Raw genomic sequence first — 14,390 nt, 5'->3', positions numbered from 1 at the left:
GAAATCTAAGGCCGGATACGGCGTCCGGACTGCAGGCAGAAAGAACTGGCCGGTTCTTTCTGCACGAGAGGAATAATACAAGGCCGGATAAGCGCCAGCGCCATCCGGCATACCAGGCTTAACGCAACATATTACGGATCACATAATGCAGGATCCCGTCATTCTGGTAGTAAGTCAGCTCAGTCGCCGTATCAATACGGCAGCGACAGTCAATGACCTCTTTTTTCCCGTCGGCACGCGTCAGGGTAACCGGAACCGTCGCGCCTGGTTTGAGGCTTTGCAGGTCGGCAATATCAATCTGCTCTTCCCCTGTCAGCGCCAGAGTCTTACGGGTAACGCCCTGTGGGAACTCCAGTGGCAAAATTCCCATCCCGATTAAGTTCGAACGGTGAATACGTTCAAAAGATTCGGAAATGACGACCCGCACGCCCAGCAGACGTGGGCCTTTCGCCGCCCAGTCACGGCTGGAGCCGGAGCCATATTCTTTCCCGGCAATGACCGCCAACGGTGTGCCCTGCTCTTTGTAACGCATCGCGGCATCGTAAATCGAGATAACTTCAGTTCCCGGCAGATGGCGCGTCATGCCGCCTTCCACACCCGGCACCATCTCATTACGAATACGGATGTTGGCAAAGGTCCCGCGCATCATCACTTCGTGGTTACCGCGTCGTGACCCATAGGAGTTGAAATCCCGCCGTTCGACACCGTGGTTTTGCAGATAACGCCCTGCCGGGCTGTCCGGTTTGATATTGCCCGCCGGTGAAATGTGGTCCGTGGTGACCGAATCGCCCAGCATGGCGAGTATTCTCGCGCCCTGGATATCTTCCACCGGATCAGGCTGTACCCCCATTTCATCGAAGAACGGCGACAAACGGATATAGGTAGAATCATGCTGCCAGCCGTAGGTATCCGAACGTTCGACCTTGATTTCTTTCCACTCCGGTGTGCCTTCAAAGACTTCGGCATACTCTTTGTGGAACATTTCAGTCGACACTTCTTCCACCGCCCGGGCAATTTCCGCCCCGCTCGGCCAGATGTCTTTCAGGTAAACCGGGTCGCCTTTTTGGTCATGCCCCAGCGGATCACTCATCAGGTTAATATTCATGTTACCCGCCAGCGCATAGGCCACCACCAGCGGCGGTGAAGCCAGCCAGTTGGTTTTGACCAGTGGATGAATACGGCCTTCAAAGTTTCGGTTACCCGAAAGCACCGCGCCGACAGTCAGGTCGCCCTTTTTAATCGCTGTTTCAATCGGGTCCGGTAACGGACCTGAGTTACCGATACAAGTGGTACAGCCATAACCCACCAGGTTGAAACCCAGCTCGTCCAGATACGGCGTCAATTTGGCATGAGCCAGATAGTCCGAAACGACTTTCGATCCCGGCGCAAGCGAGGCTTTAACCCAGGGTTGACGTTGCAGCCCAAGCTTAACGGCTTTCTTCGCCAGCAGGCCTGCCGCCATCAGCACGCTTGGGTTGGACGTGTTGGTACAAGAGGTGATCGCGGCAATAACAACCGCCCCGTCCGGCAACTGATATTGATGCCCGTTCAGGGTATAGTCCACCGGCTGACGGTCTTTTTGCGCGGTGTTGAGTTCCAGCTCTGAGCTTTGAGCAAACGCCTTAGGCACATCGCCCAGCGCGACTCTGTCCTGCGGACGTTTCGGGCCCGCGAGGCTTGCCTCGACATCGGCCATATCCAGTTCCAGCGTGCTGGTGAAGACGGGCTCATCCCCGGTATTACGCCACATGCCCTGTGCTTTGGCATAGGCTTCCACCAGTTCAATCTGCTCTTCACTGCGGCCACTCAGACGCATATAGTCCAGCGTCACCCCGTCAATCGGGAAGAAGCCACAGGTTGCGCCGTATTCCGGAGACATGTTGGCAATCGTCGCCCGGTCAGCCAGCGGTAAAGAGTCCAGACCATCACCGTAGAATTCAACGAATTTACCAACCACACCGTGCTTACGCAGCATCTGTGTGACGGTTAACACCAGGTCAGTTGCAGTGATGCCTTCACGTAATTTTCCGGTCAGTTTGAATCCGACGACATCAGGGATCAGCATGGAAACAGGCTGGCCGAGCATGGCGGCCTCTGCTTCAATCCCGCCCACGCCCCAGCCCAGTACGCCCAGGCCGTTAATCATCGTGGTGTGGGAATCGGTGCCGACCAGCGTGTCCGGGTACGCCACCCATTCACCGTTTTGTTCTTCGCTCCAGACGGCTTTGCCGAGATATTCAAGGTTCACCTGATGGCAAATACCGGTGCCCGGCGGCACAACGCTGAAGCGGCTGAAAGCCTGTTGTCCCCAGCGCAGGAAGACGTAACGCTCGTGGTTACGTTCCATTTCGAGGCGCACGTTTTCACCGAACGCTTCATCATCGCCGAAGTGATCGACGGTCACGGAATGGTCAATGACCAGGTCTACAGGGGAAAGTGGATTCACTTTAGCGGTGTCGCCGCCGAGACGTTTAACCGCCTCTCGCATCGCCGCCAAATCGACGACAGCGGGAACACCGGTAAAATCCTGCATCAATACACGGGCGGGACGGTAGGCAATTTCACGGTCGGCATGGGCGTTTTTGAGCCACCCGGCCAGGGCATGGATATCTTCTTCGGTGACGGAATCACCGTCTTGCCAGCGCAGCAGGTTTTCAAGCAGCACCTTCAGTGATTTTGGCAGGCGGGTAATATCACCGAGGGTTTTGGCGGCCAGCGGCAGGCTGTAGTAGTGGTACGTTTTTGCTTTGGCCTGCAGTGTATCCTTACTGGCTTCTCGTAGGGTTGACGACATAGCTCCTCCTTAATGACAGGGATTGCGAAGCCCTGACTCTCCTCAGGGTCTGTCTTTAAAGATAACACACGATCTACGTAACGTTTTGATAACAACCCGAAATGCTAAATGCTGAAGAAACTTTACCTGCAGAAATGAAAAACCCGATGTAAGCATCGGGTTTTTAGAAGATTAGTGAGTCAGCATCCAGACCAGCTGACACCAGAACACGATTGAGAGTGAAAACGCCCCCATCCATGACCAGTATTTCATGCTACGGTTTGCATTCATTATTAAATACCCATAGTTATTCATTTTTAATGCCTTTTCAGGCAATGGCGTTATTGCTGCGGTGTATTTATTAACGAGTACATAAAAATAACAGCAAAAGAGTAAAGCGACTTCAAATGGCGTAATTAGCGTTTTTTATCTTCGTCGTCGGCAAAGGAATCAATAAAAGCCTGTTGCCCAGACGTGAGTTTCCAGCTCGCCGGAACGGTGACTGGCCCTTTTTTACGCGTTTGTGGTTTGTCATTTGACTGACACACTGGCTTGACTGACACACCCTGACCAGAAACAACCATTTTTAACCCCAAAATTTCCAGATGAGCAGGGCAACAACGACCCAAAACACCGCGGAGCCCAGGAAAACCGCGAACCAGGCTTTGCGCTTCAGCTCAGCATCCCGCTGCGGTTCTTCACGTCCTGATGGCATTGCTAACCTCATACTATCGGTACCACTTATCGTTATTGCACCAACCAATCGGTACAAGTAATCGTCATTGAGATAAATCCTAATTAAAAAACAGGCAAAAATCCAGCGATTTTACGAATCGCCAGCATGTGAATCTTGAATCTTTGACGCAAAATAAATATTGAGTCACTGAAATTTGCGTAGCGGCAAAATAGTTTCTACTTTGTTACCGTTTGACGCGGCTTTATCTGGTTTTCGATTTTTTTAGAAAAGGATGGCTGGGAGGGATTAAATGCAAATGAGGGCGATTTTAATTTACGTTAAGTGATCTCTTTCACAATATCCCCGTCGCCGGGGATATCAATAATGACTGAGGGTATTATTTCTCGGGTAATTTAATGTCTTTGAACATCGCTTCGATATCTTCATTCGAGCGCAACGCCACCGCGGTATCCACCACATCTCGGGTCAGGTGCGGGGCAAAGCGTTGAATAAAATCATACATATAACTGCGCAGGAAGGTGCTGCGACGGAAGCCAATTTTGGTGGTGCTGTGGCTGAAGATGTCTTTGGCTTCCAGCTTCACTAAATCCGGATCGGACACCGGATCAACAGCCATGCTGGCTATCACCCCCACTCCCAGCCCCAAACGAACGTAGGTTTTAATCACATCGGCATCGGTCGCGGTAAAGACAATGCGCGGGGTTAATCCTGCGCGGTTAAACGCAGTATCCAGTTCGGAACGCCCGGTAAAGCCGAAGGTATAGGTCACCAGCGGGTACTGTGCCAGTTCTTCAATGGTCACGGACCCTTTCCCGGCCAGCGGGTGATCTGGCGTGACCACAATCGAGCGGTTCCAGTGATAGCACGGCAGCATCACCAGGTCGTCGTACAAATGCAGCGCTTCGGTTGCAATCGCAAAGTCGGCATTACCCTTAGAAACCGCCTCCGCAATCTGAGTTGGCGAACCCTGATGCATATGCAATGACACGCGAGGATAACGTTCGATAAAGCCTTTAATGACGCCAGGAAGTGCGTACCGCGCCTGTGTGTGCGTGGTTGCGACATACAGCGACCCTTTGTCCGGCCAGGTGTGTTCGCCTGCGACTGACTTAATGGCTTCGACTTTTGACAGCACTTCACGCGCAATGCGGATGATCTCCTGCCCGGCTGGCGTCACCTGGGTCAGATGCTTACCGCTACGTGCGAAGATTTGAATGCCCAGCTCGTCCTCGAGCATACGAACTTGTTTACTGATGCCCGGCTGCGAGGTGTAAAGCCCTTCGGCGGTCGAGGAGACGTTAAGGTTATGGTTCACAACCTCAACGATATAACGGAGTTGCTGTAGTTTCATGACCGGTATCCGCATGCGTAAAGGCCGTGATGCCTAATACGATTTGATAATAAGAAAGTGGTTAACTATAACCACTATATCATTTATACCGGATGTGTATAGATGTGAATAAAAAATAATAACGCAGGAATAAAAAGGGCCGCAATGCGGCCCTTAGCGGTGTTTCCTAATGCTCAGAAAGGCTTATTTCTTCGCCACTTCCTGCCATTTTCCGTCGATAAAGAAGGCAGACCAGCCGCTGGCTTTACCGTCTTCTTTCTCTGAAGCCACGTATTGCTGCTTCGTTTTACGGCTGAAACGCACCATCGTTTTGTTGCCCTGTGGATCTTCCTGTGGAGCATCCGCCAGATAACGCAATTTCTCCGGCAGACGATCGCGGAAGCGGAACAACTCTTCCACCAGCGGCGCACGAGTTTCACGTGATTTCGGGAAGGTGTTCGCAGCGAGGAATACGCCCGCAGCACCATCACGCAGAACGAAGTAGGCGTCAGATTTTTCGCAAGGCAGTTCTGGCAGCGGAACCGGATCTTCTTTTGGCGGAGCCACTTCACCGTTACGCAGGATCTTACGCGTGTTCTTGCAGTCGTCGTTGGTACAAGCCATGTACTTACCGAAGCGCCCCATTTTCAGGTGCATTTCAGAACCACATTTCTCACACTCAACAATCGGGCCGTCGTAGCCCTTAATGCGGAACTCACCCTCTTCGATTTCGTAGCCATCGCAAGTCGGGTTGTTACCACAGACGTGCAGTTTACGCTTCGGATCGATCAGGTAGCTGTCCATCGCCGTGCCGCATTTCGCGCAACGACGTTTGGCCCGCAGCGCGTTGGTTTCAGCGTCATCGCCTTCCAGCACGTTCAGTACTTCGTTTTCCGGCACCAGGTTGATAGTGGTTTTGCAGCGCTCTTTTGGTGGCAGCGCATAACCAGAACATCCCAGGAACACGCCAGTGCTGGCGGTACGAATGCCCATTTTGCGTCCGCAAGTTGGGCAATCGATGCTGGTCAGGATCATCGAGTTCGGCTTCATGCCGCCCTCTTCTGGATCTTTTTCTGCGGCTTCAAGATGACGAGTGAAATCACCGAAGAAGTCGTTCAGAACTTGTTTCCACTCAGCCTGATGGTTGGCGACCTGGTCAAGGCTGCTTTCCATCTGCGCGGTGAAATCATAGTTCATCAGCTCGCGGAAGTTTTCTTCCAGACGGTCGGTAACAATCTCACCCATCTTCTCGGCGTAGAAACGGCGGTTTTCAACGCGCACATAACCACGATCCTGAATGGTCGAGATGATTGACGCATAGGTCGACGGACGGCCAATACCGCGTTTTTCGAGCTCTTTAACCAGTGAAGCTTCACTGAAGCGTGCAGGCGGTTTGGTGAAGTGTTGCGCAGGCAGCAATTCAACCAGCGACAGCGCATCGCCTTTCTGTACCGCGGGCAGCGTTCTGTCTTCATCGCCTTTACGCAGCGCAGGCATCACTTTGGTCCAGCCGTCAAAACGCAGCGTACGACCACGGGCTTTCAGTTTGAAATCACCCGCGCCAACGGTCAGCGTGGTGGAATCATACTGCGCCGGTGTCATCTGACAGGCCACAAACTGACGCCAGATCAGCTGATACAGTTTCTGCGCGTCAGCTTCCATGTCCTTCAGCGATTCAGCAAGCACGGCAACGTCAGAAGGACGAATCGCTTCGTGGGCTTCCTGTGAATTTTCTTTGCTGGCGTACTGATTCGGGTTTTCTGGCAGGTATTTCTTGCCAAAATTATCCCCGATGTAACCGCGAACCATGTTCACCGCGTCCTGACTCAGGTTGGTGGAGTCCGTACGCATATAGGTGATGTGACCTGCTTCATACAGACGCTGGGCCATCATCATGGTTTTCTTCACGCCGTAACCGAGACGAGTACTTGCCGCCTGCTGCAGCGTTGAAGTAATGAAAGGCGCACTCGGCTTACTGCTGGTCGGCTTATCTTCACGCTCAAGCACACTGTAGCGTGCTTTTTCAAGCAGGCTCACCGCCGCCATGGTCTCTTCGCGAGTCACCGGACGGAAAGGTTTGTCGTGATGATGGCTCACTTCAAGCGGCAGCGCGTCACCAGCAGGCGTGGTGGTGTTGGCGTCAATTTCCCAGAATTCTTCTGGCACAAACGCTTTAATCTCACGCTCGCGTTCCACAACCAGACGCACAGCCACTGACTGTACGCGACCAGCGGAAAGCCCACGGGCAATTTTCTTCCACAGCAGCGGAGACACCATGTAACCCACAACGCGGTCGACAAAACGACGCGCCTGCTGAGCGTTCACACGGTCAATATTCAGTTCGCCCGGCGTGTCGAACGCCTGACGAATCGCATTCTTGGTAATTTCGTTAAACACCACGCGGCTATAGCGTGAGTCATCCCCACCGATCACTTCCCGCAAGTGCCATGCAATGGCTTCCCCTTCGCGGTCAAGGTCGGTCGCGAGATAGATGTGGTCGGCTTTTTCGGCCAACTGTTTGAGCTCTGAAACGACCTTTTCTTTCCCTGGCAGCACTTCATACTGTGCTTCCCAGTCATGCCAGGGATCAACGCCCATGCGGTTAACCAGCGCACCGCGTTCATCCTTTTTCGGCTTTTTCGCCGTTTTGGTGGAGGCAGAGTCAGCGCTCTTTTTGGTTGCTGAGCCACTGGTCGGCAAATCGCGGATATGACCGACGCTGGATTTCACCACGTAGTCATTACCCAGATACTTATTGATCGTTTTGGCTTTTGCCGGGGACTCAACGATAACGAGAGCTTTACCCATATTCACCTTTACCTAATTTGATTCTTCCAGGAATACACACCTGTCCAGAAGGAGGCCGTGCATATTTCGCGCTTGAATTCACCTTCCATTGGTGACGAGCCTGATGTAGTGGCGGCGTCAATGGAGTTCAACCCCTTCTCTGTGACGACCCCAGAAGTCGCTCGCAGAGGAGTGAGTTTGCTGGCCAATTCCAACCAGGTCATATAGCACGAAGAATTTTCGGTCGAATGTCAAGCAAATCTGTTGCCAGATTGCAGAAAGCGCACACTGTACCTGATAAAATTCGTTACGCAACCTTATTAGCACGCAAATGCCATTCCCGCCAGCGGGCGCGCCATTGGCATGTCCTTGTGTTTCACAGGGAAAATTTGCCCGTTGCGCGTGCCGGGCGTAGACTAGCGCCACTGTTTTAAAGGAGTCTGATATGCAAGAAACATCCCAACCTATCGATCGTCACTCTCTGCTGGTAGAAGCCAACCGCCTTATTCGCGAACACGATGACACGTTGAAAGGCATCGAAGCGACGGGTGTGGAGCAACGTAATGGCGTGCTGGTCTTTAGTGGTGAGTATTATCTTGATGAGCAAGGTTTGCCCACAGCCAGGAGCACCGCGGTATTCAACATGTTCAAATATCTCGCACACCAGCTCTCAGAAAAATATCACCTGATTGACTAAAAAAAAGAGCGAGGGTCATGCCTCGCTCTTTTTTTTTCACCGGTTTACATCATCGGTTTTTGCCCACGCTGCCACCAGCGCATCAGCAAATGGTCCGCACTCTCCGCGGCGCTGCCGGTAAAACGGTCGACCAGTTTTTTGCGTTGCAGATAGCGCACGTTAAGCACATCACGACCGTCCATCAGGCTCAACAGCAGATCGTCGCTGGTGCCAATCTCATCCACCAGCCCTTTCTCCAGCGCCTGGCTGCCGTACCAGTGTTCACCCGTCGCCACCGAATCAATGTCCAGTTGCGGACGCATCTGGTGGACAAACTCTTTGAACAGCAGGTGCGTTTCGTTCAGATCTTCGCGGAATTTCTGCCGCCCTTCTTCGGTATTCTCGCCTAACAGCGTCAGCGTACGTTTGTACTGCCCCGCGGTGTGAAGCTCGATGTCGATGTCTTTATTTTTCAGGAAGCGGTTAAAGTTCGGGATCTGCGCTACCACGCCAATCGAGCCGATAATCGCAAACGGCGCCGAGACGATTTTATCGCCCACACACGCCATCATATACCCGCCGCTGGCCGCGACTTTGTCGACAGTAATCGTAATGGGCACCTGTTTGTCACGCAGGCGTTGCAGTTGCGATGCCGCCAGACCATAGCCATGCACCACACCGCCAGGACTTTCCAGACGAACAACCACCTGATCCTGTGGCTTGATGACGGCGAGCACTGCGGTCACCTCTTCGCGCAGAGAGGCGACTTCATGCGCATCCATACTGCCCTTAAAATCCAGCACCCACACACGCGGTTTATCGCCGGATTCGCTGACGCCTTTCTTCGCGTTTGCTTTCGCGGTTTTCGCCTCAAGCTTGTGCTTTTTCTTTTGCGCTTTGAGCCAGAGCTTCTGCTGTGGGCCGTCCAACAGCGCCACGCTCATGTCTTCCTGCATCTCTTTATACTGGTCACTCAGATTGGTGATCCGCAGCTCTCCACGCTGCTTTTTGCGTTGGGTAAGATTCACGATAAGTGTGGCAATCACCGCTATCGCGACTACAACCGTGGCGATTTTCGCCAAAAACAACCCATATTGAGAAAGTAGTTCCACGCTTCCACCTTGAAAAAGAATCACTCGGTTATCGCGCACAGTGTACAACAGCCATTTCAGTGCGTCTTGCGCCGGAATTGTACGCTGCGTACTGGCTTCCGGTTTTTTTACGCGTCAATGAAATGATTGCAAAATGTTAATTCTGAACAGCCTTTCCGCCTGGCTGATTGTAATGGCCGGGGATTTAAGGCATAAAGCCCAAAAAGAGAATTCACAGAACAAGAACAGTCACGTAGCTCGCGGTAGAGCTACAGGAGAACGCCCGTGCATTATCAACCGCAACGCGATTTGCTGCAAAATCGTATCATTCTTGTGACAGGTGCCAGCGATGGCATTGGTCGCGAAGCCGCCCTGACCTACGCTCGCTATGGTGCAAGCGTCGTGCTGCTGGGCCGTAACGAAGACAAGCTGCGCAGCGTCGCACAACAGATTCAACAGGAAGGCGGCCTTCCTGCGCAGTGGTTTACCCTGGATTTACTGACCTGCACGCCGGATGAGTGCCAACAGCTGGCGCAGAAAATCGGCATCCATTATCCCCGCCTTGACGGGGTGTTGCATAACGCAGGTCTGCTCGGTGATGTGGTGCCGATGGATCAGCAAAATCCCGCCGTGTGGCAGGATGTTATGCAGGTCAACGTCAACGGCACTTTTATACTGACTCAGGCGCTCCTTCCTTTATTACTTAAAGCAGATGGCGGCTCGTTGGTGTTCACCTCTTCCAGCGTAGGCCAGCAAGGCCGCGCGAATTGGGGAGCCTACGCGGTGTCAAAATTCGCCACTGAAGGCATGATGCAGGTGCTGGCTGAAGAGTATCAGGGTCGCCTGCGGGTGAACTGCATCAACCCAGGTGGCACGCGTACCGGAATGCGAGCCAGCGCGTTCCCAACAGAAGATCCGCAAAAACTGAAAACCCCAGCCGACATCATGCCACTTTATTTATGGCTGATGGGCGATGACAGCCGTCGTAAAACCGGCACCACCTTCGATGCCCAACCGGGCCGTAAACCAGGAATTGCACAATGAGTGACGATCGCCATCGCGAGCGCCAGCAGCGTCTGAAAGAGAAAGTGGATGCCCGTATCGAAGAAGCACAGGACGAACGAGGTATCATTCTGGTGCTAACCGGTAATGGCAAAGGAAAAACAACTGCAGCTTTTGGTACCGCAACACGCGCCGTCGGGCACGGTAAAAAAGTGGGCGTGATCCAGTTTATCAAAGGCGACTGGCCCAACGGGGAGCGTAATTTGCTCGAACCTCACGGCGTCGAGTTTCAGGTGATGGCTACAGGTTTTACCTGGAACACTCAGGATAAAGCGGGCGACACCGCCGCCTGCATGAAAGTGTGGCAACACGCGAAGCGAATGATGGCGGATGAGCAGTTGGATCTGGTGGTTCTCGATGAGCTGACTTATATGGTGGCCTATGATTATCTGCCACTGGAAGAAGTGCTGACGGCGTTACGAAATCGTCCGCACCAGCAAACGGTCATTATCACCGGTCGCGGCTGTCATCGTGAGATTCTGGATATGGCGGATACGGTCAGCGAGTTACGCCCTGTGAAGCACGCGTTTGATGCCGGGGTGAAAGCGCAAATCGGGATCGACTACTGATTTCTGCCCATTAAAAAAGGCTCCGAAGAGCCTTTTTCTTATGAACCGCTGCCGTTGTTTCGGCTGCTGGTGCGGCGAGCCCCACCGCTACGAGCGGGTTTTCCGCTCACCTGAGTATGGCGTTTCACCGCACGGCGAATCTGGTTCGCCTTCATGCGACGGCGATCTTTCTCTACCGCAACTTTGGATTCGGTTTCTGGCTTCAGCTCTACCAGCTCGCGCAGGTAGTTAGTTTGCGCCAGATCGAGTTCGGTATAGCCGCCACGTGGCAGGCCTTTTGGCAGGAGGATATCGCCGTAACGCACGCGAATCAGGCGGCTCACCTGCACGCCTACCGCTTCCCACAGACGGCGAACTTCACGGTTGCGCCCTTCTGTCAGCGTGACGTTGTACCACTGGTTAATCCCTTCACCGCCGGTGAACTTGATGGTCTTGAAGGCCGCCGGGCCATCTTCAAGCTGCACGCCGCGTGACAGCTGACGTACTTTGTTGTCATCAATTTCACCAAACACGCGTACCGCGTATTCACGCTCAACTTCGCGGCTTGGGTGCATCAGACGGTTCGCCAGTTCACCATCCGTGGTGAACAGCAGCAGACCGCAGGTGTTCACATCCAGACGGCCAACGGCAATCCAGCGTGCGCCACGCAGTTTTGGCAGACGGTCAAAGACTGTCGGACGCCCTTCCGGATCGCTGCGTGTACACAGTTCACCTTCCGGTTTGTAATAGGCCAGTACGCGGCAAATCTGCTCTACCGACTCTTTCACGGAGATCAGGTGTCCGTCGATACGGATTTTCAGGCCAGGAATCACTTCTACGCGATCGCCGAGCGTCGCAATTTTGCCATCGACGCTGACGCGCCCGGCCTGAATCATCGTTTCGATTTCACGGCGGGAGCCGTGGCCAGCACGGGCCAGCACTTTCTGTAATTTCTCGCTCATCGAGCTTCCTTAAGGTGTCGCCTTCCCAGGCGTCGACATGGAACTAACAAACCTATATAAATCAATGCGTTAGCACATTTTAATGAAAGCCATTATACGCGATGTTCACCACGATGTAACCTACTTTGTTCGCAATGACGCTCATCTCCTAAAACGTAGTCACTGAGTGAATTATAAGCAATACAAAAGGGAGCACAGGCGCTCCCTCGGGGAAAATAATCTGTTAAAACAGCGCTTAGCTAAGCAGATTATCAACCGACATGCCGTCTCAAACTTAGTTAAACACGCCGTTGATGATAGACGTCACAATCGCCGTACTCAGCGCCACAAGCACCAGATCGTCTCCAATTGCACGCCATTCATAACCCGGATAGTACGGCAATTGGTTCAGCATCGAAGCCGGAACAACTTTCTTCGCGATACCTGGAGGCAGTGGCTTCCCGCGCGCGAGATTTTTCGCAATGCCCGGCGGCAAAGACTTGTAACCTGTTAAGCCTAAATTCACTGCAATTCGACGGGCATCATTGAAGCTGATGTCGGAATCCACATGATCTGGCTTGCCGTAATTCTTACGACCACCATGGTTATCACTCGAGTTCCCTTTTCCATTGTCGCTCTTATCGTTTTTGTTGCCGCTATTACCGTGGTTTGCACTATTGCCGTTGTTACCATGATTGCCATTACCGTTGCCGGGGTTTGCAATGGCAGTGCCTGATAGCAATGCCAGCGAAAGCACGGTGACCACAGCGGTAACGCTTTTGCTTTGCTTCAACATAATCGTTCCTTCATTTATAGGGAATACACATCATTGACTTTATGCAGCCAACTGTTGTCCAGCAATGACATTGCTCTGAATTTTCAAGCCTGCAAGAGGGCAGAATAGTTTTTTGCTGCATTACTGATAATAAAAAAGGGAATAGCGAGTGCCATTCCCCTTGATGTAACCGAAAGAGCTTTTACAGAAACGGCTTCACATCACCGACGCCTTCACGCACCACCACTGGCGCATCTTCGGTCAGATCGATAACCGTGGTCGGCTGCTGGCCAAGATAGCCGCCATGAATGACCAAATCGACCACTTTCTCCAGGCGATCTTTAATCTCTTCCGGGTCAGACTCGGTAAACTCGTTGCCCGGCAGCATTAGCGACGTCGACAACATCGGCTCGCCCAGCGCTTCGAGCAGCATTTGCGCTATCGGGTTGGACGGCACACGCATCCCGATGGTTTTACGCTTTTCCTGCAGCAGGCGACGCGGAACTTCTTTGGTGCCTTTAAGGATGAACGTGTAGTTGCCCGGAGTGTTGTTCTTGATCAGACGAAACGCCACGTTATCGACAAACGAGTACGTCGACAGCTCCGACAGGTCGCGGCACATCAGGGTGAAGTTGTGCCCGTCAGGCAGATGACGAATACGACAGATTCGCTCCATCGCGCCTTTGTCTTCAATTTTGCAGCCCAGCGCATAGCCGGAATCCGTTGGGTAGACGATAACGCCGCCCTTACGCACGATTTCCACGGCCTGGTTAATCAGGCGCTGCTGCGGGTTATCCGGATGAATATAAAAAAACTGACTCATACTTCCCTCTCAATGATCTCTTGCGGCTGTTCCCAGCTCTGCCACACGCCTTCTACTCCGGCGGGTAGCCACAGTTTGCGACCCAGTTCAATCCACGGACAAGGCTGATGGAAATCAGACCCTTGTGACGCCAGTAATCCGTACTGACGCGCATACGCCGCGAGTTGGGCGCGTTCGTGGGGAGCCTGCTGGCACTGAGCGACTTCCATCGCATCGCCGCCACATTCGCTGAAGTGTGCCAGCAATCTTTTCAGCCACTTGGCAGAAAGATTATAGCGCGCCGGATGGGCGATCACCGCCTTGCCGCCAGAATGATGAATGACATCAATAGCTTGATCTATTGTACACCACTGCGGCGGAACGTATCCGGTTTTCCCGCGCGCCAGATATTTTTTGAACACGTCGGCAATGTTGTTGGCTTTACCCGCCTCAACCAGAAAACGGGCAAAATGACCGCGCGTCACCGCCCCGCCGTCTGCCAGTTTTAACGCGCCTTCCCAAGCGCCGGGGATTTGGGCTTTATCGAGGCGTTCAGCAATCAGCTTTGCTCTTTGTTGACGGCGCTCTGTTTGCTCGGCCAGAAACGCGGTCATCGCAGGATGCTCAATATCGATATTCAAGCCGACGATGTGAATCTCGTGATTTTCCCAGACGGTGGAGATCTCCACCCCGGTAATTAATTCGATGGGGAGTTGTGCGCGGGCAATTTCTGCTCTCGCCGCAGGGATGGCGGCCACGCTGTCATGATCGGTAATCGCGAGCGTCCCGACTCGCATTTCCAGTGCGCGGTGCACCAGTTCTTCAGGTGTCAGTCGGCCATCGGAGGCGGTGGTGTGGCTGTGTAAATCATAAATGACGGCGTAGGGATGGTCGCTCAAAATCGCTCC

13 protein-coding genes are annotated in these 14,390 nt (G+C 53.1%); 3 read left to right on the top strand and 10 right to left on the bottom strand.

The window, feature by feature from the left end:
• Positions 1-118 precede the first annotated feature (118 nt).
• The 5 genes from acnA to topA form a co-directional block, all read right to left on the bottom strand.
• Positions 119-2,794 carry an aconitate hydratase AcnA gene (gene acnA / locus ACI2I2_RS20505; RefSeq protein WP_404659648.1) on the bottom strand — a complete coding sequence of 892 codons (2,676 nt, stop codon included), beginning with the start codon at positions 2,792-2,794 and terminating at the stop codon, positions 119-121.
• A 171-nt stretch (positions 2,795-2,965) separates the two neighbouring features.
• Positions 2,966-3,064 (bottom strand): small membrane protein YmiC, encoded by a 99-nt coding sequence (ymiC, locus tag ACI2I2_RS20500; protein ID WP_330981892.1) that lies wholly within the window; start codon positions 3,062-3,064, stop codon positions 2,966-2,968.
• A 295-nt stretch (positions 3,065-3,359) separates the two neighbouring features.
• The gene (locus tag ACI2I2_RS20495; protein WP_404659647.1) at positions 3,360-3,500 is read right to left on the bottom strand and encodes a YmiA family putative membrane protein; all 141 of its coding nucleotides are present in this window, start codon (positions 3,498-3,500) and stop codon (positions 3,360-3,362) included.
• 346 nt (positions 3,501-3,846) lie between these two features.
• Entirely contained in the window at positions 3,847-4,821 is a 975-nt protein-coding gene (cysB, locus tag ACI2I2_RS20490) for an HTH-type transcriptional regulator CysB (RefSeq protein ID WP_154157846.1), read from the bottom strand.
• Positions 4,822-5,004: 183 nt separating this feature from the next.
• Positions 5,005-7,608: a type I DNA topoisomerase gene (topA, locus tag ACI2I2_RS20485; protein WP_404659646.1), complete on the bottom strand. Its 2,604-nt coding sequence runs from the start codon at positions 7,606-7,608 to the stop codon at positions 5,005-5,007.
• A gap of 424 nt (positions 7,609-8,032) precedes the next feature.
• Between topA and ACI2I2_RS20480 the strand changes: the two genes are divergently transcribed.
• Positions 8,033-8,284 carry a YciN family protein gene (locus ACI2I2_RS20480; protein WP_404659645.1) on the top strand — a complete coding sequence of 84 codons (252 nt, stop codon included), beginning with the start codon at positions 8,033-8,035 and terminating at the stop codon, positions 8,282-8,284.
• 44 nt (positions 8,285-8,328) lie between these two features.
• Here ACI2I2_RS20480 and sohB read toward each other — a convergent pair whose 3' ends face one another.
• The gene (sohB, locus tag ACI2I2_RS20475) at positions 8,329-9,375 is read right to left on the bottom strand and encodes a protease SohB (RefSeq protein ID WP_404659644.1); all 1,047 of its coding nucleotides are present in this window, start codon (positions 9,373-9,375) and stop codon (positions 8,329-8,331) included.
• A 264-nt stretch (positions 9,376-9,639) separates the two neighbouring features.
• On the opposite strand from sohB, the gene ACI2I2_RS20470 reads away from it, so the two are divergent.
• Together ACI2I2_RS20470 and cobO are read left to right on the top strand one after the other, a co-directional pair.
• Complete coding sequence (locus ACI2I2_RS20470) at positions 9,640-10,398, top strand: YciK family oxidoreductase (protein WP_404659642.1); 759 nt, start codon at positions 9,640-9,642, stop codon at positions 10,396-10,398.
• On the top strand, positions 10,395-10,985 hold the full coding sequence (gene cobO / locus ACI2I2_RS20465; RefSeq protein ID WP_404659641.1) for a cob(I)yrinic acid a,c-diamide adenosyltransferase: 591 nt from the start codon (positions 10,395-10,397) through the stop codon (positions 10,983-10,985). Before ACI2I2_RS20470 ends, cobO begins: the two co-directional genes overlap by 4 nt.
• A 38-nt stretch (positions 10,986-11,023) precedes the next feature.
• Here cobO and rluB read toward each other — a convergent pair whose 3' ends face one another.
• The 4 genes from rluB to rnm all read right to left on the bottom strand — a co-directional run bounded on the left by rluB (position 11,024) and on the right by rnm (position 14,381).
• Complete coding sequence (rluB, locus tag ACI2I2_RS20460) at positions 11,024-11,926, bottom strand: 23S rRNA pseudouridine(2605) synthase RluB (RefSeq protein WP_404659640.1); 903 nt, start codon at positions 11,924-11,926, stop codon at positions 11,024-11,026.
• Positions 11,927-12,200: 274 nt separating this feature from the next.
• Positions 12,201-12,701, bottom strand: a complete 501-nt coding sequence (locus ACI2I2_RS20455; RefSeq protein WP_404659638.1) for an anti-virulence regulator CigR family protein — start codon at positions 12,699-12,701, stop codon at positions 12,201-12,203.
• 181 nt (positions 12,702-12,882) lie between these two features.
• Entirely contained in the window at positions 12,883-13,503 is a 621-nt protein-coding gene (locus tag ACI2I2_RS20450) for an L-threonylcarbamoyladenylate synthase (RefSeq protein ID WP_404659637.1), read from the bottom strand.
• Positions 13,500-14,381 (bottom strand): RNase AM, encoded by an 882-nt coding sequence (gene rnm / locus ACI2I2_RS20445; RefSeq protein ID WP_404659636.1) that lies wholly within the window; start codon positions 14,379-14,381, stop codon positions 13,500-13,502. Before rnm ends, ACI2I2_RS20450 begins: the two co-directional genes overlap by 4 nt.
• Positions 14,382-14,390: the final 9 nt, after the last annotated feature.

This window comes from Scandinavium sp. NPDC088450 (assembly GCF_044900545.1).
In the GTDB taxonomy this organism is placed as follows: domain Bacteria; phylum Pseudomonadota; class Gammaproteobacteria; order Enterobacterales; family Enterobacteriaceae; genus Scandinavium.
This window is presented reverse-complemented; position numbering and strand designations above follow the sequence as displayed.